Annotated in this window: 22 protein-coding genes; 12 read left to right on the top strand and 10 right to left on the bottom strand. The window is 41.8% G+C overall.

Features of this window, described 5'->3' with window-relative positions:
* Positions 1 to 47: 47 nt before the first annotated feature.
* From albA to BRC29_01250, 5 genes are all read left to right on the top strand, one after another.
* Positions 48 to 335, top strand: a complete 288-nt coding sequence (gene albA, locus BRC29_01230) for a DNA-binding protein Alba (protein ID PSG98732.1) — start codon at positions 48 to 50, stop codon at positions 333 to 335.
* Between the two features lie 106 nt (positions 336 to 441).
* Positions 442 to 732 (top strand): hypothetical protein, encoded by a 291-nt coding sequence (locus BRC29_01235; GenBank protein ID PSG98733.1) that lies wholly within the window; start codon positions 442 to 444, stop codon positions 730 to 732.
* 162 nt (positions 733 to 894) lie between these two features.
* Positions 895 to 1,149 (top strand): hypothetical protein, encoded by a 255-nt coding sequence (locus BRC29_01240; protein ID PSG98734.1) that lies wholly within the window; start codon positions 895 to 897, stop codon positions 1,147 to 1,149.
* A 106-nt stretch (positions 1,150 to 1,255) separates the two neighbouring features.
* A complete protein-coding gene (locus BRC29_01245; GenBank protein ID PSG98735.1) occupies positions 1,256 to 2,290 on the top strand; it encodes a hypothetical protein in 1,035 nt (344 codons plus the stop codon).
* 98 nt (positions 2,291 to 2,388) lie between these two features.
* The gene (locus tag BRC29_01250) at positions 2,389 to 3,726 is read left to right on the top strand and encodes a hypothetical protein (protein ID PSG98736.1); all 1,338 of its coding nucleotides are present in this window, start codon (positions 2,389 to 2,391) and stop codon (positions 3,724 to 3,726) included.
* Between the two features lie 8 nt (positions 3,727 to 3,734).
* Here BRC29_01250 and BRC29_01255 read toward each other — a convergent pair whose 3' ends face one another.
* Positions 3,735 to 4,766 (bottom strand): flap endonuclease-1, encoded by a 1,032-nt coding sequence (locus BRC29_01255; GenBank protein ID PSG98737.1) that lies wholly within the window; start codon positions 4,764 to 4,766, stop codon positions 3,735 to 3,737.
* Between the two features lie 148 nt (positions 4,767 to 4,914).
* On the opposite strand from BRC29_01255, the gene BRC29_01260 reads away from it, so the two are divergent.
* Together BRC29_01260 and BRC29_01265 are read left to right on the top strand one after the other, a co-directional pair.
* Positions 4,915 to 5,154 carry a hypothetical protein gene (locus BRC29_01260; protein PSG98738.1) on the top strand — a complete coding sequence of 80 codons (240 nt, stop codon included), beginning with the start codon at positions 4,915 to 4,917 and terminating at the stop codon, positions 5,152 to 5,154.
* Between the two features lie 44 nt (positions 5,155 to 5,198).
* The gene (locus BRC29_01265) at positions 5,199 to 5,471 is read left to right on the top strand and encodes a hypothetical protein (protein PSG98739.1); all 273 of its coding nucleotides are present in this window, start codon (positions 5,199 to 5,201) and stop codon (positions 5,469 to 5,471) included.
* Here the strand turns inward: BRC29_01265 and BRC29_01270 are convergent.
* Positions 5,468 to 5,722, bottom strand: coding sequence for an elongation factor 1-beta (locus BRC29_01270; GenBank protein PSG98740.1), 255 nt, complete (start codon positions 5,720 to 5,722; stop codon positions 5,468 to 5,470). The two genes, BRC29_01265 and BRC29_01270, sit on opposite strands and share 4 nt — an antisense overlap.
* A 611-nt stretch (positions 5,723 to 6,333) precedes the next feature.
* On the opposite strand from BRC29_01270, the gene BRC29_01275 reads away from it, so the two are divergent.
* Positions 6,334 to 6,561 carry a hypothetical protein gene (locus tag BRC29_01275; protein ID PSG98741.1) on the top strand — a complete coding sequence of 76 codons (228 nt, stop codon included), beginning with the start codon at positions 6,334 to 6,336 and terminating at the stop codon, positions 6,559 to 6,561.
* A gap of 194 nt (positions 6,562 to 6,755) precedes the next feature.
* On the top strand, positions 6,756 to 7,235 hold the full coding sequence (locus BRC29_01280; protein ID PSG98742.1) for a hypothetical protein: 480 nt from the start codon (positions 6,756 to 6,758) through the stop codon (positions 7,233 to 7,235).
* A 38-nt stretch (positions 7,236 to 7,273) separates the two neighbouring features.
* Here the strand turns inward: BRC29_01280 and BRC29_01285 are convergent, their stop codons facing one another.
* Both BRC29_01285 and BRC29_01290 read right to left on the bottom strand, forming a co-directional pair.
* Positions 7,274 to 7,777, bottom strand: a complete 504-nt coding sequence (locus BRC29_01285; GenBank protein PSG98743.1) for a hypothetical protein — start codon at positions 7,775 to 7,777, stop codon at positions 7,274 to 7,276.
* A gap of 103 nt (positions 7,778 to 7,880) precedes the next feature.
* Positions 7,881 to 8,279 carry a hypothetical protein gene (locus tag BRC29_01290; protein ID PSG98744.1) on the bottom strand — a complete coding sequence of 133 codons (399 nt, stop codon included), beginning with the start codon at positions 8,277 to 8,279 and terminating at the stop codon, positions 7,881 to 7,883.
* 92 nt (positions 8,280 to 8,371) lie between these two features.
* On the opposite strand from BRC29_01290, the gene BRC29_01295 reads away from it, so the two are divergent.
* Together BRC29_01295 and BRC29_01300 are read left to right on the top strand one after the other, a co-directional pair.
* Positions 8,372 to 8,875, top strand: a complete 504-nt coding sequence (locus BRC29_01295) for a hypothetical protein (GenBank protein ID PSG98745.1) — start codon at positions 8,372 to 8,374, stop codon at positions 8,873 to 8,875.
* A 31-nt stretch (positions 8,876 to 8,906) separates the two neighbouring features.
* A complete protein-coding gene (locus BRC29_01300; GenBank protein ID PSG98746.1) occupies positions 8,907 to 9,539 on the top strand; it encodes a hypothetical protein in 633 nt (210 codons plus the stop codon).
* Here BRC29_01300 and alaS read toward each other — a convergent pair.
* The 4 genes from alaS to BRC29_01320 all read right to left on the bottom strand — a co-directional run bounded on the left by alaS (position 9,533) and on the right by BRC29_01320 (position 14,369).
* Positions 9,533 to 12,328, bottom strand: a complete 2,796-nt coding sequence (alaS, locus tag BRC29_01305) for an alanine--tRNA ligase (protein PSG98747.1) — start codon at positions 12,326 to 12,328, stop codon at positions 9,533 to 9,535. The two genes, BRC29_01300 and alaS, sit on opposite strands and share 7 nt — an antisense overlap.
* 40 nt (positions 12,329 to 12,368) lie before the next feature.
* Positions 12,369 to 13,127: a hypothetical protein gene (locus BRC29_01310; GenBank protein ID PSG98748.1), complete on the bottom strand. Its 759-nt coding sequence runs from the start codon at positions 13,125 to 13,127 to the stop codon at positions 12,369 to 12,371.
* Positions 13,128 to 13,207: 80 nt separating this feature from the next.
* Positions 13,208 to 13,924, bottom strand: coding sequence for a hypothetical protein (locus BRC29_01315; GenBank protein ID PSG98749.1), 717 nt, complete (start codon positions 13,922 to 13,924; stop codon positions 13,208 to 13,210).
* 124 nt (positions 13,925 to 14,048) lie between these two features.
* Positions 14,049 to 14,369 (bottom strand): 50S ribosomal protein P1, encoded by a 321-nt coding sequence (locus BRC29_01320; GenBank protein PSG98750.1) that lies wholly within the window; start codon positions 14,367 to 14,369, stop codon positions 14,049 to 14,051.
* 60 nt (positions 14,370 to 14,429) lie between these two features.
* Here BRC29_01320 and BRC29_01325 point away from each other — a divergent pair, with 60 nt between their 5' ends.
* Positions 14,430 to 15,149 carry a hypothetical protein gene (locus tag BRC29_01325; GenBank protein PSG98751.1) on the top strand — a complete coding sequence of 240 codons (720 nt, stop codon included), beginning with the start codon at positions 14,430 to 14,432 and terminating at the stop codon, positions 15,147 to 15,149.
* Here BRC29_01325 and BRC29_01330 read toward each other — a convergent pair.
* Both BRC29_01330 and BRC29_01335 read right to left on the bottom strand, forming a co-directional pair.
* Positions 15,138 to 15,410: a hypothetical protein gene (locus BRC29_01330; protein PSG98752.1), complete on the bottom strand. Its 273-nt coding sequence runs from the start codon at positions 15,408 to 15,410 to the stop codon at positions 15,138 to 15,140. The genes BRC29_01325 and BRC29_01330 overlap by 12 nt on opposite strands.
* Positions 15,403 to 18,141: a hypothetical protein gene (locus BRC29_01335; GenBank protein ID PSG98753.1), complete on the bottom strand. Its 2,739-nt coding sequence runs from the start codon at positions 18,139 to 18,141 to the stop codon at positions 15,403 to 15,405. Before BRC29_01335 ends, BRC29_01330 begins: the two co-directional genes overlap by 8 nt.
* Positions 18,142 to 18,183: the final 42 nt, after the last annotated feature.

An 18,183-nucleotide genomic window follows, 5' to 3' on the forward strand; every position in this document is an offset into this window, starting at 1 on the left:
CTATATATTTCTTTAAACCAATCTGGAACTAAAGGTGAACTAACAGTATGCCAGAAGAAGATGACAACACAGTATACGTCGGTTCAAAACCTGCTATGAGCTACGTTCTCGCTGTAGTAACACAGTTCAACGAAGGACACGAAACAGTACACGTCAAGGCGAGAGGGAAAGCAATTTCGAGAGCAGTAGACGTTGCAGAAATGGTAACGAGTAAGTTTGAGGAGACAGCAGAAGTTGATGATATATCAATTGATACAGACAAGATTGAAACAGATGAAGGAGACGAACTTAACGTATCATCAATCCAGATCAATCTTACACAAGATCAAGAGTAAGGTCTCTGATTACTGCTGAATTTGAAGAGATAATCCTCTTCCCATCCTTTTTCTTCAGACTAAATTCACCGCACCGTTTTTATACAACCAATTCCAATCAAGTAGTATGAATAGAAAGGGAATGTCCCAGACATTGGCACTTATTGTGGCTGCCTCAGTTCTGATGATGACAGCACTAACCGTTATCTTCATGGTTCAAGGCGGTCTGGGAGATGTGAACAGCGGTACAAGTAGATCAAGCTGTGTAGCGACTATGGAAGCAAAGTGTGCCGGAACATCAGGAAGAATAAAAGCTCCAACCACATGCTATTCTGATGGTAGCCCTATTCCAAGCGCTCCAGATATTGTACCTCAGACACAGGGAGCAGAATTTGAGTGCAGCAGACTCAACGAATAGTGATCTAGATGGACAAGACTATTGAGATAATGGTTGTTGCCATGGTAGCCTTATCAACCGGTGTAGTTATCCTTTTCCTTACAAGCGGCCAAACAGACGGATTTACCTCATTTGTAGATAACCGTCAACAGGATACTAAATGTACTTATTGGAAACAAACATGTGAAGGAGGAGAAAAACCACCCGATTACTGTGGAGAATCTGTTTCCGACTGTCCACCCGATACAGCTAATTCCGAAGGGAGTGGAGGCACCACTGGTCAAAGCTCAAATGGTGATTCAGGAAATTCTGATTCAAGTACAGATGATTATTCTGGCGGTAGCCAATCGAATACGGGCACCGGCCAAATTGAATAATGATGAATTCTATTGCGTAACAATTGAACCTGTTTGGAAAATGGGGCTAGCAATCAATTAACTGGTTCCTTTTTGACCTATATCATCACTTACTACCAGCAGAACAGGCCTTATGAATGGTTGCTCTTGCCCGATGTTTAATAACTGAGCTTCAACCATTGATAAGTATGCTGTCTTCATTGAAGGAAAAGCTTTCCGGTGACAGTGAATCTTCGGAGATTGAAGAGTCTGAAGTTATTGATGATATAAAAGAAGAAGTATCGACAGAAGATCAGGAAGTAGATAGTATCAATGGAAGCCTTGAGAATGTTGATGAACTTGAGAAGGAAATAGAGGAGAAACTCTCCGAACTAAATAATTCTGGGCAGGATAGTGCCCCTCAAACTGAGAACGGTGTAGATGAAGCCGGTAATTCAGAAGAATCAGAAGAAGTTGATAATCCGGTTGAAAAACTGCCTGAAACTGTAGAAGAAGAACAAAATAAGGAGAACTTTGAGAAACCCGGAGCCGAAGATTCTATTGAGTTAGAGACTGATGCTGAAGATAATGCTTCGAAAGAAAAGGAGGTTAAAAATGTTGCTCAGGAATCAGACTCAGAGTCATTGCATAAGCCCTCACTCCCCGGAGCTGGGAATAATCCGGATCTTCCATCCCAGGTCAAGCAGTTCGAGGAACATGTAATTGCAGGCGAATCTGAAGAACTTGCTAGGATAAATGACCTTGAGCAAAGAATCGAAAAGATGGAGCTCCGATCAACTAAAGATCTTCAGGAGAGAATCCAAAGTCTGGAGTCCAGGATTGATTCAATGCAATCAGTTGAAAAGTTCAATAAGAGATTACTGGAGCTGGAGGAAGTAGTAGCTGATAACGGACCTGCAAAGGTAGATGAAATAGGTAGAAAAGTCGATCAGCTTTGGGAGGCTTTCGACGAAGAACTTGACGATATTGAGAAAAACGAAGATAGAACAGATAAGAAAATCCGGCTTTTATGGCAGGCACTTGATCTTAAGACAGATGAATTAGAATCCCTAATCGAAAACAATGATGAAAGAAAGATAGAGGAACTTTGGGAAGCAATGGATGAAGAGCTTATGGATGTTGAATCAAGAATACATGAGAATAAAGAAGAGATAAATGATCTTTACTCATCGGTAGTAGAGCTTTCAGAGCTTATGAAGAAGGAAGTTGAATATGACCACTAGAGTTTTAATGTTTTAATCACTTCTAAGTGTTAAAGAAGCGGACCGCTGTTTTTAATCCAGACTGTCTTGCTTCAATACTAATTTAAGAGGAGATAATTATGGGAGAAGACGTAATATTTGGGGAAGATGAGGACTCAGAACAGGAAACTCTTTTCGAATCAGAAGAGGAAGAAAACAACGAAGAACAGGATGTAATGTTCGGTGAAGATTCTGAGGAATCAGAAGCTGAAGACTCGACAGATGAAGAAAATGAGGACGTCTTACTCGATGAAAACAATACAGAAAATGAAGAAGAGACAGAAACTGAAGAGGCTGAGGATGACGAACCAGAGTACAGTACTGAAGAAGACGATGTAGATGAGGATCCCAGTGACAAAAAGGAAACTCAAAATGAAGATGAATCCAAAGATGACAATGAACAAATCGGAGATCTAGAGAAGAGACTGGCTGAGCTTGAACAGAAAACAGACCTCCAAGATAGAGAAGAACTAGATGAAGTAAAGACGAGAATGGATGAACTCGAGGAATCGGTGAGGGAATCCGATATTTCTGATGAAATTGAGGATTTGAAGAATGATATCACACACCTAGAAGAAAAAATAGAGGATACTGAAGAAACTGATATCTCCTCACTCGAAGATCAGTTGGATGAAATAGATAGGGCGGATGAAATTGAACAGGTGAAAGACAGACTTGCTGAAAAATCCGATCTAATAGAGGAGATTAGGAACAACCATGAAGAACGGATGGAAAAACTTCAGGAGGAAATAGATCAGTTCGAAGATCGGGAATTATCGGATGAAGGAACTGAGGAAAACCTTCAGGAAGTTGAGGAAGAAATAAAGGAACTGGAAGGAGATATTGAGGGTGTTCTGGATAGACAAACCGAGTTCGAGGAAAAACTTCAAGATTTCAATTCCGGAGATTTCGATAGGTTACAGGTTAAGGTACAGAACATAGAGAATAAGGTTGAGGAACTGGAGAAACAGGAACAGGAAAAAGATGTCTCCAAGCTTTCGGAAGAAATCGAACAGCTGAAAGGAATGATATCAGACTATAAATGGATTTTCAACGACTTCGATGATCTTGCAGAGCTGAAGCTTCTATCACAGGATGAATACGAGGAGCTACAGGAAGGCATGAATGAGACTCAGTCTAAAGAAACCGATGAAAGAGTGGAGGCGATTGAGGAACTAAGTGATAACATGGAGAGATTCGCCGAGAAAGTCGAGCCCGGTCAAGAGCTCCGAGAAGATATTGAGCTTTTAGAGCAGAAAGTTCAGGAAATGGAGGAAAGGAAAGAAGAGAACAGTCTCGGCCCTCTGGTCAAGAGGGTTGAAAGACAGGAAAAACAGATAGAAGAGATCAGAGAAGGTTACCAGGAACTTGGTGATATGATGGAACTGGTGCTTAAAGAACTGAGAGAAACCAGATAAAAATTCTTTTAGACAAAACTTCCGAGACCTGACTGTCGGGCCTCAAGTGCTTTTTCAAGATCTTCTAGCCCGGATTCAACACGGTCCTCGGAAAAGTCGTGTCGGTCCACAAGTATTTCCTTGATTTCCTCTTCATCAGGTTCACCGAAACTGTAATCCGTCTCTGCCACCGGGGGCTGAAGGAAGAATTCTACGATTCTGTAAGGATCTTTCTCCGAATCCCATTCAACTTTATCATCCTCTAATAGTTCTTCAAGGCTTTCATACTCTCTGACAAGCTTTAGACTGGTTTTCGGCCCTATACCTTTGATACCGCCAGGATTGAAATCAGTTCCCATTAATAGACTCATCCATATCAGTTTCTCATATGAAATTTCTAGTTGTTCAAGAACCTCATCAACTTCAATTCTCTCCGTAGAAATCTCTTTTCTTCCGCCTCCAGAGGTTTTCCGTGTTTTTCTTGTTGTCAAGTTCTTAACCATTCTCTCAGCTCCGAACATTAAACAATCCCAGTCCTGTGAACCAACTGCATATATATCACCAGGGTATTCCTCTGAAACCATGAATGCTGCTTGGGCTTCTCCCTCGCTCGGTGCCTGAATATAGGGAATTCCCATAGCTTCAAGTAGCTTCTTCGCCTCTTCGATCATGTCTCCAGTCAATTTAGAGCTTTGAGTTGCCTTGCTATAAGCCTCGCTCACTTTGCCTTCTTCTTTCAGTTTTTTCCATTCTTTTCGTGCTTCCTCCCTTTTTTTCCTTCTTTTGCTACTCTCTTTTTCCTTCAGATCCGGCATCTCGCCGTCAAAAACAAATACAGGTCGGATGTTTTCCTCAAGAAGATTGATGTTGCGGTAGAAAAGCCCGGAAAGATGCGAGGTAATGTTTCCATCTGAGTCTTTCAACGGTGTTCCATCTCTCTGCCTTATAATTGATAGGAACTGGTATAGAGTATTCATGGCATCAATAGCGATCTCTTTGTCATTCAGGTCAGCAAAATCTATCTCTTCGCTTTCAACCAGTTCCCCCAGATCTACACCCATGATGTCTTCTTACCTCCTGAACTTTAAACAGTTAGATATAGCAATGTGCAGCTAATGGTGTGAAAGGGAATACAGCTGTGATGTAAATAGGCGTAGAGCTGCTATGTAAGGTAGAAGTTATTTTAACCATTCACAATACAAAATAATTATGCAGGGCAGAGACAGACTGGAAAAATTTACAGAGTTCCTGATTTTCGGTATTATTCTAGGTGTAACCGAAGACATGATAGCGGTCATGCTCGTCACGGATGAAAGCTTTACTCTCCACATGCTTGGAGTAGTTATCGCGGTTACAATACCCTTTGCAGCGTTTTCAGAGCTGGTGGTTGACAGTGACGAATACAAAATAACGGAGAGAATTTCAAGTCGAATAAGAGATTTGCTGTAGTTCTGAAAAATCTTTTTTAACCGGCGATATAAACTTTATCAATAATGAATCAAACTCTGACACTTATTGTTGCTGCCTCGGTTCTTATGATGACTGCTCTAACTGTTATACTTATGAGCTCTGATACCTTACCACAAGTCCAGAAAGATGTTGAAGTTACAGCATGTCAAGAGGCTGTTTCTGTTCAATGTTCGACCTCAGACTCTCCTAGTGTACCAGCCAATTGTAAAAATGATGAGGGCCAAGTTCCCGAAGATGTAGCGAGTCAGATAGAAGGATTATCGGTTTCAGGTTTAAGCTGCGAACCTTATAATTAAAGCTTATCGAAGTGCTCTAGTTCAATACTTTGAATTCCTTCTAGATTTTCAAGTTTCTCCTCCACTGCATCAGTTCCGCCTTCTTCATCTGTTGTGATAGTGGAGACCTTGACCGCTTTAAGACCGAATGCAACTTCCTCCTCTCCTATATCCTCTACATCCAGCTCTTCTCTGAGCTGATCTTTGATTTTTTCTAGATCGGTTTCGTTGTCTTCCGGCATAATCTTGTATACGCATGAAATCTTTCCCATTCTTGAATTGCCTCTTAGAAAACCAGATAGGAATGAAGATTTAAAAACAGATAAGAAAGATCGTCCTACCCTAAATTGTTTCTATGCTTCGAATTCAACTTTTTTCTCTTGATAAATTTCATCTTGTTCCAGCCTATTGTCTATAACATACCTGTAGAATCGGTTTTTAAAGTTCCTAGAAATAATTCGGTTACAGGCCCTCTTGGTCTAGTGGAAAGACGGCACCTTGCGGAAGACTGGTATATTAGCTCGGCATCCATCGTCCGGATGGCTTTCAGAACGGCATACTAGTTCAGCAGATAGGTGCAGATCCAGGGTTCAAATCCCTGAGAGGGCGCTCTGAGATCGTTTTTATTAACTTGGCGGTTGTATAGCTCTTGGTTTCTATTTCTTGCGCTATTTATTGGTTTCTACGGCTTGTTAATAAAGTTTAGGTTTAAATTGCCGGTTACTCCGGTATAGGAACTATCGGAACAGGTTTGGACTATATTATAAGTATTTTGAGGAGTGGATCTGACCGAAACGAATGGTCGTGGTCCAAAGCAGCCATGCTTTAGAATTTCTCGGATTTGTGGTATTGATTTAAAATCTTGGAGTGCCGTAGTCAAACCATGAGAGACATTGAAATTGTTATCGATCCAGAGATTTTGAGCGGAGAACCTCACTTAGAGGGAACCAGAATCTCGGCTTGGAAGATTCATGATATGTGTTCGATGGTAGGAATGTCACCGGAGGAGATTGCAGATGAGCTTCCGACAGTAGATGTTGAGGGAGTGAAAGCTGCTTTAGAATATGTTGAGAATCAGGATGAGAAAACTAAGTCACCGGTGAAGGCTTAGATTACTCCGTATAGTCTGATAGATACCAGATATTATCTTACAGTTCATCTTCAGAAACTTCGTTTAGTATCCACTTTACAGTGTCTGACAATCAGTCTAATTCTCTCCTGCGTATGTATTTATCTACTTCCTGGTCGCTGTCTTTAGAGGGCGTTCATAATGGTTTATATTCATCAGTCGATGAATATTGAGATATGGAGCCGGACTGGGATAGGATCAGGACGTGGACTGACAGGCTTGTAGGACCTGCCTTGATAGTAATTTTGGTTGTGATTTTACTGGAGATTTTTCTACCTGATCTAGCACACCACTACCATACAGAAATCATGATTGTGGATTATGCAGCTATTGCAGTATTCGTAGTTGATCTTGGTTTCAAGTTTGAAAGAGCTTCTAGGTGGCAGAACTTTCTGAAGGATTACTGGCTGGAGATAATTGCAATAATTCCAGGTTTCATACTCTTCAGGATACTTGATTCGTTATTTGTGATTACTAGAGGAGCAGAGCTGGGTCAGGATGCTTTACACCTTGCAACCCGCTCTGAGAGACTGACCGCGCTTGTTAGAGGCAGTGAACTAACGCGTGCAGCAAGGTTTGAAAGGGTTATGCTTGGTTTTGCAAGAACGCCTAGACTCGCGAAGGCAACCGAGTTCTTCAAACCACATGAAGGCTAGTTAAAGGGTTTAACTTCCTCTGAGAGAAGTAAAAATAATTAGGCTTTTTCTAGGCCGGTATACTTAATTTTTTCTTCCGGATTCTCGGTTTCAAGACTTCTTACAACCTTTTTTAGCTCGCTGTCTCCAGGGCTTCCTGTCTTTGACTCGTCCAGTAACTCGTTTTCCACAGACGGATATTCCTGTTTTTCGAGTTTTTCCCTGCCTTCGTATTCCAGGTTAATACCTCTGTTCTGATCTTCCTGACCTGATTTCACGGCTTCCGGTTCTTCCATTATGGTAGCAATCTGTTCAAGGAGTTTTTGGCTGTCATACTTCTCTGATCCTATATCTCTTCTTTGGTCATAGAAATTAGTTAGAAGTTCAAACTTAGTATACGCATCTATATCTTGGTAGTCCTCAGTGTCAAACTTTGTTTCAAAACCGGCTGAGTCCAGCAGCTGACCGTTTTTCAATAGCCAGTCAGCCATCGGTTCGTATTCTTCTGCTTTTTCACGTGTTTCGAAGCAAATAAGTCTGTTTTCAGGTCGAGTTCTCGTCATATATTATTAGATCACGTCTCTTTTTTATTCAGCCTAGACTATTTGGACCTGAGCTTTCAAAAAACTTGCGGTAAAAGAGTCCTGGGCCGCTGTCAAACTTTCTCTATTCTTCGATTCTTGGTGTTGGTACCGGCGGGATCAATCCAAGTGTATCTGCCACACCTACTGACTGTGAAATACATTTTCTGTAGAGATCATTCATGATATGTTTGTTAATTTGTTCTGGCAGTTCTTCGTTTTCATCCCAGCTATCTACTGCATTTTTTACTTCTCGGTTCCAGAGAATGTTTCCTTCCAGAACTATCTTTGCAGCGTTTTGATCTCCAACTGTATAGCCGACCGTGAAGCTGAAATCTATTTTCGCAACTTCATCGTCAAAAGCGTTTATAGATGCTTTTTCCACCGACATAATTTTCGGTGTATAGTTTACCTGTACATCTCCTCCTTTTGTTGAACGGTTTTTCTCTGCGTTAAGAGAATCAACATTGAATCCTACGATCATAATCCAAGTTTCTTCAGTAAGTTACTTTAACCTTTAGGAAGTCGGCACCTATTTAGTTAGGCTTTTATGGCTTCGTCTCTGAAAGAGTCTTTATGCTGGATCTAAAGCAGTTAGGTACTTTGTTAATAGGTGCATTTGCTGTAGGAGGCTTTGCCTTTGGCGGTATGGTCAATTGGTCAGGTATATCAGGCGGCGGCCAGCAACCTCAGGGATCAGGAGAACTTGATGCAACAATGCCGGAACAGAACTACCAAGAATCGCCATATAAAATGAATTGGAGAGAACAGCGGGTTCTAGCCAACAAAAATGATGTCGTATTTGTTAATGCCTTCTATGAGAATGAAGAACAGAAAGAACAGCTCCAAAAACTTCAATCATTAGTTCAAAGATTTGACAAAAGGGTCTATGTCAGTGTTGCCAGCTCATCCTCAAACTCGAAAATCATGATACATTATGGTATTTATGAGTTTCCATCAGCGGTCGTAAACGGAGGTTCAAGTATTTCACAGCCGGAGAATGTAACTGTTGAAAGGATTTCCGAGGCTGCATGTGATGGATTCAGAAACCTTGGTGACCAGACCTCAGAGTGCCTGTAGAGTTATATAGTAGAAAGCAGTATTTTTCTGCATGGTAGAGGAAAAAATCAGAAAATGGATAAAGAAAAAACTGGAGAAGGACATAAAACCTGACAGAATAAAGAAAAGTCTCCAAAATACAGGTCATGATGCCTCCCTCGTTGATGAAATAACCGGTGATAAACCGGATGAAGATGCTTTTCAGGCCGATGAGAAAACCGGTAGTTCAGATGGTGAAGATAAAGAATTTGAGTTTGCTTCAAATGCAAACCATGATGAAGAAGAGGAAGAAAATGGATCGGAGCGTTCTCTCAATGTTAAAAATATCTTAAACCGGAAAACCGCTGCGGTTCTTGTAATTTCGTTGATAATAGCGGTTGTTACGGCGGGGTTTTTCAGCTATGTTGAGACTTCTAAGGTCTTTCAGCCACAGTGCTCAGGAGGGGATGAAGGCGCTGGTGTAAAGATCTACAGTGCAGAGGCTCAAAATGATGTTACAACCGCCGAGATCAGTGTAGCTGAGGAAGCAAATGTTGTTCTAGAAGTGTTTGAATCCCAAGAAAAAATAGGACAAAGTATTGAGAAAATGAGTGGTAGAGGAACTATTTCAGTTGACGGTGTTGGAAACAGGATATTCTTCCACGAGTATGGTTGTGATGAGCCTTCTGTTGAAATGAATTACTGAAGTTCAAAGGTTTTTGCAAAGTTTTCATCTCCTTGAATATTATTTCCGTGTCTCTCAAGGTTCTTGTCAGCGTCAAAGTCTTCGTGGTAAGATGCGGATACCGCTCCGTTTCTACCGATTAGCGTTACCGATGCCTGCTGATCTTTAGACAGTTTTCGGGCTACTTGAATTAAGAGGCCAATATTCTCTGTAGGTACTTCTTCCTCGACAAATCTGTCCTCCATCTCAGCTCCTATATAGCTCTCTAGCTCTGACTCCAGGTTTTCCAGGATTTTTTCACGTTCCTTCCTTACGTTGAACATGCTTTCAGCCATTGATTTTAGGTCTTCACCATTTACTCTTGGAACCTCTTCGTCTCCCTCATTAAGATATCTGGAGAGACTCATTACCTTGGCCTCTAGATTCTCATTATCTTCAATGAAGTTTTCAATAGTTGAATTAAGGTGTTCGGGCTCCACAGAGAAAACTGTACAGAGTTCTCTCTGATTCTTTCTATGGTTGTCAGGTCTTCCGACTCCGAGTTTATCAGCTACTTCATTAATCCGGTCTCTTATCTGGTTTATGTGCTTCTCTGCAGCTTTTCCAGCTTTGTAGTTTAACCGGATAACTCCGTCCTGGATTTTTCTGCTTGAGGTTATCAAAAACTGTTTGGCTTCTGATGTTCTATCTAGATGTGTTCCCCCACATGCTTCGACATCAATTGTTTCTCCGGGTTCTTCACCTAATATCTTGATTATTCTTACCTTGTTTCCAGGTGGTGCTCCTCCCTGGTATATTCTGAACCCGTATTCCTGTTCTGCATCAGCTTTCTTTAGCTGTTCTCGTTCAATATTCAGGTCTTTCCAGATGTTTTCCCGGACTTCCTCTTCTATCTCATCTAGTTCTTTGCGGGAGAGTTTCTCATAATGTGATATATCCAATCTTCCTTTCTTCTGGGTTTTGTGGGCTCCTGCCTGGTTGATATGGTTTCCAAGCAGTTTTTTTGATGCTCCGTTCACCATGTGGGTTGTTGAGTGATGTTGCATTAACTGGAGACGTCTTTCCCAGTCAATCTTTCCTTCAACCTCATCTCCTTTCTCTAGACTGTGTTTCGGGACCTTGTGTAAGACTACATTGCCTTGCTTCTGTACGTCTGTTACTTTATATCTCTCACCTAAGTGCGAGATGCTCCCTTCATCGGATTCCTGACCTCCACCCGTCGGGTAGAAGACAGTTTTATCTAATGCGACCCATTCATCTCTAACCGCTACCACCTCAGCATCCATTTCCTTCGTATACTCGTTAGTGTAATATAGTTTCTCAGTTCCCTCAACTTCTTTCAGGTCGAACCCTTCTTCTATTTCTTCGACTGTCTCATCTTTCGAGGCAACTTTAGCATAGAAATCCTCCAGTACTTCAAAACCGGCTTCCTCCATCATTTCAGGTGATACTCCATGGGACTCGTAAAGCTCTATCATCTGCTCCACAGAAGGCTCTGAATCCAGTCTTTCCAGCTCCTGAGCAGCTTTCTCTCTTGCTTCCAGATACTTTACTTCCTCTACTTCAAGTATCTCTTTTATCTCATCGATCGAATCCATGAGTTCAGGAAACATCGATGAGAGCTCCCGAGCGTTCCACTCTATAACTTCTTTTACATCGAGATCCCAGTCATATTTTTCAATGTGGTCCTTCGCTCGACGGTAAATTGCCCTCAGATTGTGTCCTCCGCCTGTGTTCGAGGGTAGTTTTCCGTCTGCTAATGCGAATAGAAGCGCCCGGGAATGCTCTGCAACAGAGTAGAGACCTGCAACAGGTTTGATTTCATTCTTTAGCCGGTCTATATCTACCTCTAGCTCGTCGGCGATTTCCTGCCATTTCTCATCTATATCATCGACTTCATCTACATTCAATTTCGAACTGTGAGGTAGGAACTGTCCCCAGACCTCTTCGTTTACTTCCAAACCGGTTCTTTCCTTCATCTTTTCCAGAGTTTCTGGCATTACACATTCATAGCTTGTCTCTGTGCCGTGTGATATCCATGTTATTCTTTCATGTCCCATACCCATGTCCAGGACCTTCAGGTCAAGTTCCTCGTAGCCGTCAGGAGTCTGTCTGTAGAACATATAGACCTGATTCCACAGCTCCAGTCCATCGACAAAGAACTCCATACATGCACCTAAGTTACCTCCGCCGCCCCATGCGTCTTCATGAAGTATCAACTTTTTCTCCGGTATTCCAAGTTCTTCTACAGCGAACTCGAACATATCGGCGAAGTATCTATCCTGATCATAGTTCTCCGTTTTGAAACATGTTTGACCTATATGGTTGTGGAGAACGTAATGTCGACCCGTTATCCCGACATTGTCGATATCATTGAATCTCAGAGAGGGTTGGGGTATAACCAGTTCTTCTGCTGGAGGCTCTGCCTCTCCCGATACTACGTATGGCTGGAAACAGTAGATACTTCCTCCCACAAATTCGGTATCGTCTCTCCACCGGGCTATAACAGGGTATCTATCGATTGATTCGTAGTCCCGGGAGTTCATGAAGTCCTCATAGAGTTCCCAGGCCTCAGTGTAAGAGAATTCTCTATCAGTTGGTGAATCTCCTATAAATGTGTAGCCGTTTCCACATTCAGGCTCCCCGCAGACTGTTCTCTCATCGGCTGAGCTCCAGAAATGCATTCCGCAGTTCTCGCATTTCCCTCTCGAGAATCCTTTCTCCCTTAGAACATTTGTTGCAAAGAATTTTTCCGGTTTCTGCGTGGCTTCTTCCTTAATCTGTTTCTTCAGTTTTTCGAGCTCTGCCATATCTTCTCTTGCTTCCTGTATTTTTTTATCAGCTAATACTTCACAAGTAGCCGTCTTTTCCGCCGTTAATTTCCCGGTCTAGTTCGATAAGTGTGGAGTAGACAGTTACAGCGGTCAAAGATCCCAGAAGCCCTGATACTATAATTACTACAGGGTTGGATGAGATTTCTGCATTGCTCGCACCGAGATTAACTAACAGACTTACTCCATAAAGGATTATTACAGGTACTGAAGCCGCCATCATCTGTTTCTTATGACCTTTCGTCTTTCTGACGCTGTTGTCAAGTGCTTCAAACATCCTGTTGTTCCTTACTGCTACCTCAGGTAATGACAGAGCCAGTGCCAGAACTGCATAGAAAAAGGCTGCAAAGGATACCAGTAATCCTGCCACACCTACTAAAACTGCGGCTGTTCCCGCATTAGCCAGGTTTCCTCCTGCTACGGCATTTGATAGAGGTGCAAGTGGAACGAAAGCCAGTACTGCGAAAGCAGTAATCACCAAGTTGACTCCTGCAAGTCTTATTATAGGCCATGTCAGATTATCTGTGAAATGCTTTTTTTCCAGTTCCCCGGAATTAAGTGACCTGAATGCTCCTAGTGCCACCACTATTGTAGCTCCGAAAAGTACAAGAGATAAAACATTTCCCAGTATAGCTGTTATTCCTCCGCTAGACGTTAAGGTCCCGGTGACTGTGTTTGCGACTTGGAGGAAGAAAACTGTGGCTACGAGAAATGCACCGGTTTGTGTCACAAGGTTTCCAAGTATCGACTTTACTGTTTTACTGATACCAAGTGTCATGTTGAGTAATTTGTGAGGCTTTGTTTAAAACCGGTTTGGGGGTAAAAAGAAGAGAAGAAATTGAAATGAAGTGTATAAAATTACCTTAGCTGTCTGTAGGCCCTTGCCAGAATTGCCAAGGTGAAGACTGTGCTGAAAGCGTTTGCCGTCATTCCCACCAATGCGCCCAGCGGATTGCTTATGGTTCCTACAAGGGCTCCAGGTATACCTGCCACGATCCCTGCGGCTAGGCCTATTACAAGTGTTCCCGCTCCTATCAGCAGTATATCGAACCTGTTTCCTTTTGCCATGTTCCAGCTTTTTTTCATCGCATCGATAAAGTTTTCATCTTCTACAGATACATAAACTGTCCAGAATAACAGGCTTACCAGCAGAAAGATCCCCGGAATTACCAGTAGCATAAATCCGACTCCTACAATCAGGCCGAATACTAATCCTCCGATAATCAGGTTGAGGAAGGGCAGCCCAAGATTTTCCGTGAACAAATCGGTGTCTATACTTTCCGAGTTTTCGCCAACAAAGTTTCTCAGAACTCCGATTGTTAGCCATAGCCCTGCTAGAGATCCGATAAGGCCTAGTCCTGTCCACAGCGGCAGCGGTCCATCAACTGCCAGTGAGCTCATCATCGGTCCAGGGTTCATCAATCCACTTTGCAGCTCTAATTTTGAGAGAATACTTTGACTGGATACTTTACTAATTATACTTATCATATATGCAAGCCCCATAAATTTCAGTCCTTTGGAGCTTAAGGTATCTCTGAGGCCGCCTCTCAGCGTTTCAATAATATCTAAGCTCATACCAACAATTTATTATACACTTATAATTATTTTGTGGTATTCATCAAAGAATACTGTTAAAAGAAAGATAAAGAAGTAAAAAGCTATGAGAAAGCCTTGGAAGGTTTAAAGCGCTCTAACTAAACTAAAATAGATCTCCCAAGCCTTCTGCTGCCTCATCTTCGTCAGCTTCGTCTTCGTCGCCTTCTTCGTCAGCTTCGTCCTCTTCTGCTTCTTCATCTCCTGAATCTTCAGAAGATCCGCCTGAAGGTGCTGGTGCTCCGCCTCCTGCAACTGCTGTTTCCATTGCTTCTTCAATGTTTACATCTTCGAGTGCCGCGACCAATGCCTTGACCTCTGAGTCCTCGACATCAAGGTCTGCTGCTTCTACAACTGACTTAAGGTTTTCCTCATTGACTTCTTTTCCTGTTTCGTGCAGTGTTAGTGCTGCGTATACAAGTTCCATTATTGATTCACCTGATGGATTGACAAACGTGCCTCATTGTTAAAAAGACTGCTAACATAAATGAGTACAAATATGGAATTGTCTCCGGAAATTAGAGTTAAACTATCTGATGAATGTACCGAAAGATTGTGGGAAGAAGTTGATAGAAGAGGAGGTATCAAAGAGGTTTCAAAGAGTTTGGGTTATTCCCGCTCTAAAATATATAATTGGAAAAATAAGAATTCTTTTCTCCCTACTGATTTTGTAATCGAAATATTAGGAAACTGTTTGGATGATGAGATCAAGGCTCTTAAGGGAAAAAGCAGGAGCAACCCTATTCGAAATCCAAGGTTACCATTAGATCCCTCTGATGAACTGTTGTGTCGGATCGAATTCTCTGTCAGTACAAACGAAAATGGAACGCCAATGTACATAACCGACGATTTAGGAAATTTAAGAAGATTCCACACACTCCTAGATGAGATTGGGAAAGTTCCTTACCAGATTTATACCAGAGACAGTTGCTTCCAGTTGAACTTCCCTTGTTATCTCCACACACTGTTCCGAGAAACTAGCCATGGAATGGATAAAACAGCACTCGTAGATGAAAAGGGGAATGTGGAGGATGGTGAAATCTATGTGGAGGGTGAAAGAATTGCTGAAGAAAACTATCCTAACGAGATATATAATAGGAATAAGAAACTAGAATTGGCTTTGAGTAAAGAGAAGGGCGATGTTGTGAGGGAAATTTTGGGCAAGGAAGCTAAAAGAGCTGAGAGAACCCTGGAATCAGTTACTTGAACCCGCAAGGGTGTCTTCATGTTTCTGCCCCAAGTACTTGTACATCAATACATCTGATGAATCAATACATTCCTGATCTACTTCTTCAAGATCTATCGCCCCGTTCTTATATTTATCTACTTGGTTTTGGCATGCGGTACTCTTTGAAGAATCAGAAAATGCTTCTATATTGCTAATACTGGGAAGAGCTATTGCTAAGACTATTATACCTGCTGTAAGAAGTACGGAAGCACTGATTATGATAGCTAGAACTTTATCCATCTATTGAGACCCCCGGTACAGGTTCTTTCATTAAATCTGGGATTTCTCCATTTTCTTCATTTTCTGCCGCTGCACCGTCTGCACACCTGTACCCGCCTGAACTTGTTTGAGTGGCTTCTTCGCCTTCTCCGAGGGCTTCTTTCTGTCCTTCACTCACTGCATCCGAGTTATCCCCGTATAAATCTTTGCAGAGTGTATCCATTACTTTTTCACAGTTTTTCAAACTGTCATCGTTTCCTTCTACACAGCTCGGAATAATCAGGTTGGATATACATTTATCTCTAGATTCTAATCTTTTCTCCTCTAATTCGTATTCTTCTCTGCATTTTTCCTCCCACGCACTTGAACTGGAGCTTTTCAAACCGCATTTATCAGAGTAAGTGCCTTTAGGGCTTCCAAGCTCTCCTTTATCACCTGTAATTTGACAGGATACTTGGCAAGGCCCTCCCCCTGATCCAGTCCACTTAGGATTTATCTTGGCGCTGTACTCGGTACCGGTTCCTTCTTGGGCCCCGGATTTCGCGTATGACGGTACACCTTTCTCCTGTCTAAAGGATAGTTCTTTACTGGATCCTGGTCCTATCCATGCGGTATCTGCGCCCAGCCCTAGTCCGGCAACATTAAATCTCGTTCCTAGTTTTATGGGGTAATCGTTTTCATTATTTATTGTTATTTTTCCGCTCTGAGCACCGCTTAAACCGTTTTCAAGCCCTATTTTGCAGGAATTAGGATTAATTCCTTCGAACCGGTACTTATCCTTGTACGCAGCCTTACCAGTTGGATTGTACGGAAGTATGTATCTAGAGTTAGGGTCTTCAGCTGTATTAGGATCGTCGTATTCGGCACCTGGTTTCCAGTACTGATGCTTTAAGTCGTTTATAGTATCGATATTTTCGTTTTTGACCGTTAGATCACCGGAATATGTTTGCACTAAGTTGGTTGCTTCGTTTTCTTTGAAACACTGTGAGTATAATACTTCATCTTGCTCTATAGGATTTGTTCGTTGGATCCTTGCCTCTCCCAGACTATTTAATTCAATCTCAATCAAAGTATCTCCGGAATTGGGATCTATTATACCGTTTTTGACGGAATTCTGTTCTGTTAAGCTCTCTGCCTTTTTGGTTACAACTGAATAACATTTGAACGATTTGAAGTCTACATCTCCCCACAGCTTTAGGGTGGCTCTATTTTGGATATCATCTAGAACCGATAACCATAAATTATCGTTGTATACACCTTCCGCTTCTCTGCTCACAGGTAATTCTATACTTTCCGGGTTTTCTACCATTGAAGTCTTAGAACTGTATTGTTTGGATGAATCTTTATTTTCAGAGGATAAAACGCCGTCAATTAATTCTTTAGCCTTATCAACCGCCTCTTCTACTATTCCTTCATCCTGAGATCCTCTCGGTTCTGTTACCTCAAAAGTGTCATTGATTTGTGTCTTATAGTTGTAATCATACCTTCTGTCAAGCGAGCGAAGAATGTCTTCATCGGTCTCTAGTTTTACTATGTATTTACCGGGCTCGAGTCCGTCTTCCTTCAAATCCAGCCAGTGCAGTTTGATGGTTTCATGTGTAGTTTCTTTCTCGTCAATCAATTCATTAGATGAACGTTTTTCTATTCTTAGATTATATCCTGACGATGCGACTTCGACAGGGACATAAACATAAATGAAGGATCCTCCTCCCACCTGCAGTTCTGGAGTTCTAAAGTCTACCGCGGGACCTGATTTTCTGGCCTTATCAGTTTCTATTTCTGATGGCTCGTCTCTTGTCACCTTAAATTCTGCGCCTTTTTGTCTGAAGCTATCTACTCCCATTCTATAGTTTCCTGCCAGCTCTTCTTTGTTCTGGAAATCGGTCCATCTCATGAAATCTATTTCAGGATACTGTCTGTAGGTATATCTCAGGGTATCATCACCTCTTTCAGGCTCTACTTGATGCAAGAATTTGTTTCTGTCAATGTCTCTTAACCACCCTGAATGACTGCTTTCATTATGTTCACTGGGAATATTTTCTACTACAATCTCTACTTCTGATGACATGTTAACGGTTTTTTCCAGGTCTTCTCCAGACTGTTCAGGATTATTATCAACTGGAATTACTTCGTCCCTTCCGTCCTCTTTTTCCTGGTATCTGTATCTTAATGTCTTTACTGGGATATCATCTCTTTGATTTACAGGTATTCTGAAACCGTATTCCGATTTCTCGGTTCCCATCTCCTCTATATTTTCCAAGTTGAAAACCAGGTCCTCACCTCTAGATCCGTAGTCTGTCTCATACTTTGAATCCTTTATTGAGTGTGTGGATCTATAATTGTTGGAAAAACTGAATTCTGGAGTTTTCTCTGATTTGAAATCTATTTCGATTGGTTCAGTTTGATCAGAAATCTGAAATGATACGTTAGGGTTCTCCACTATCTCTTGGTTAGATGTTTCAGGAGCCATCGCCCATTCTATAGTGACTAAGGTCTGGTCCTGCCATTGTCCCTTATCTGATTGAAATGCCTCAGTGACTCGTGGAATGTATCTGACAGTTCCTGTTTCTCCCTCGACTATGAAACCTCTATCAGTTCTGTTACTGCCGTTGATCTTGAAATCTTCATAGAGATCCATTGTAGGGTCATAGGATTGGATGTAATTGGTTGCGCTCTCGCTTTTCCATTGAACTCCTATAACCGCAGAAGAAAGTAGTATAATGCTGATTATTACCAGAGCTTTCTTCTGCATAATGTAACATATTTGCTGTATTTGTTTAAAAATCCGTTTCAA

The organism is Nanohaloarchaea archaeon SW_7_43_1 (assembly GCA_003009795.1).
GTDB lineage: Archaea > Nanohalarchaeota > Nanosalinia > Nanosalinales > Nanosalinaceae > SW-4-43-9.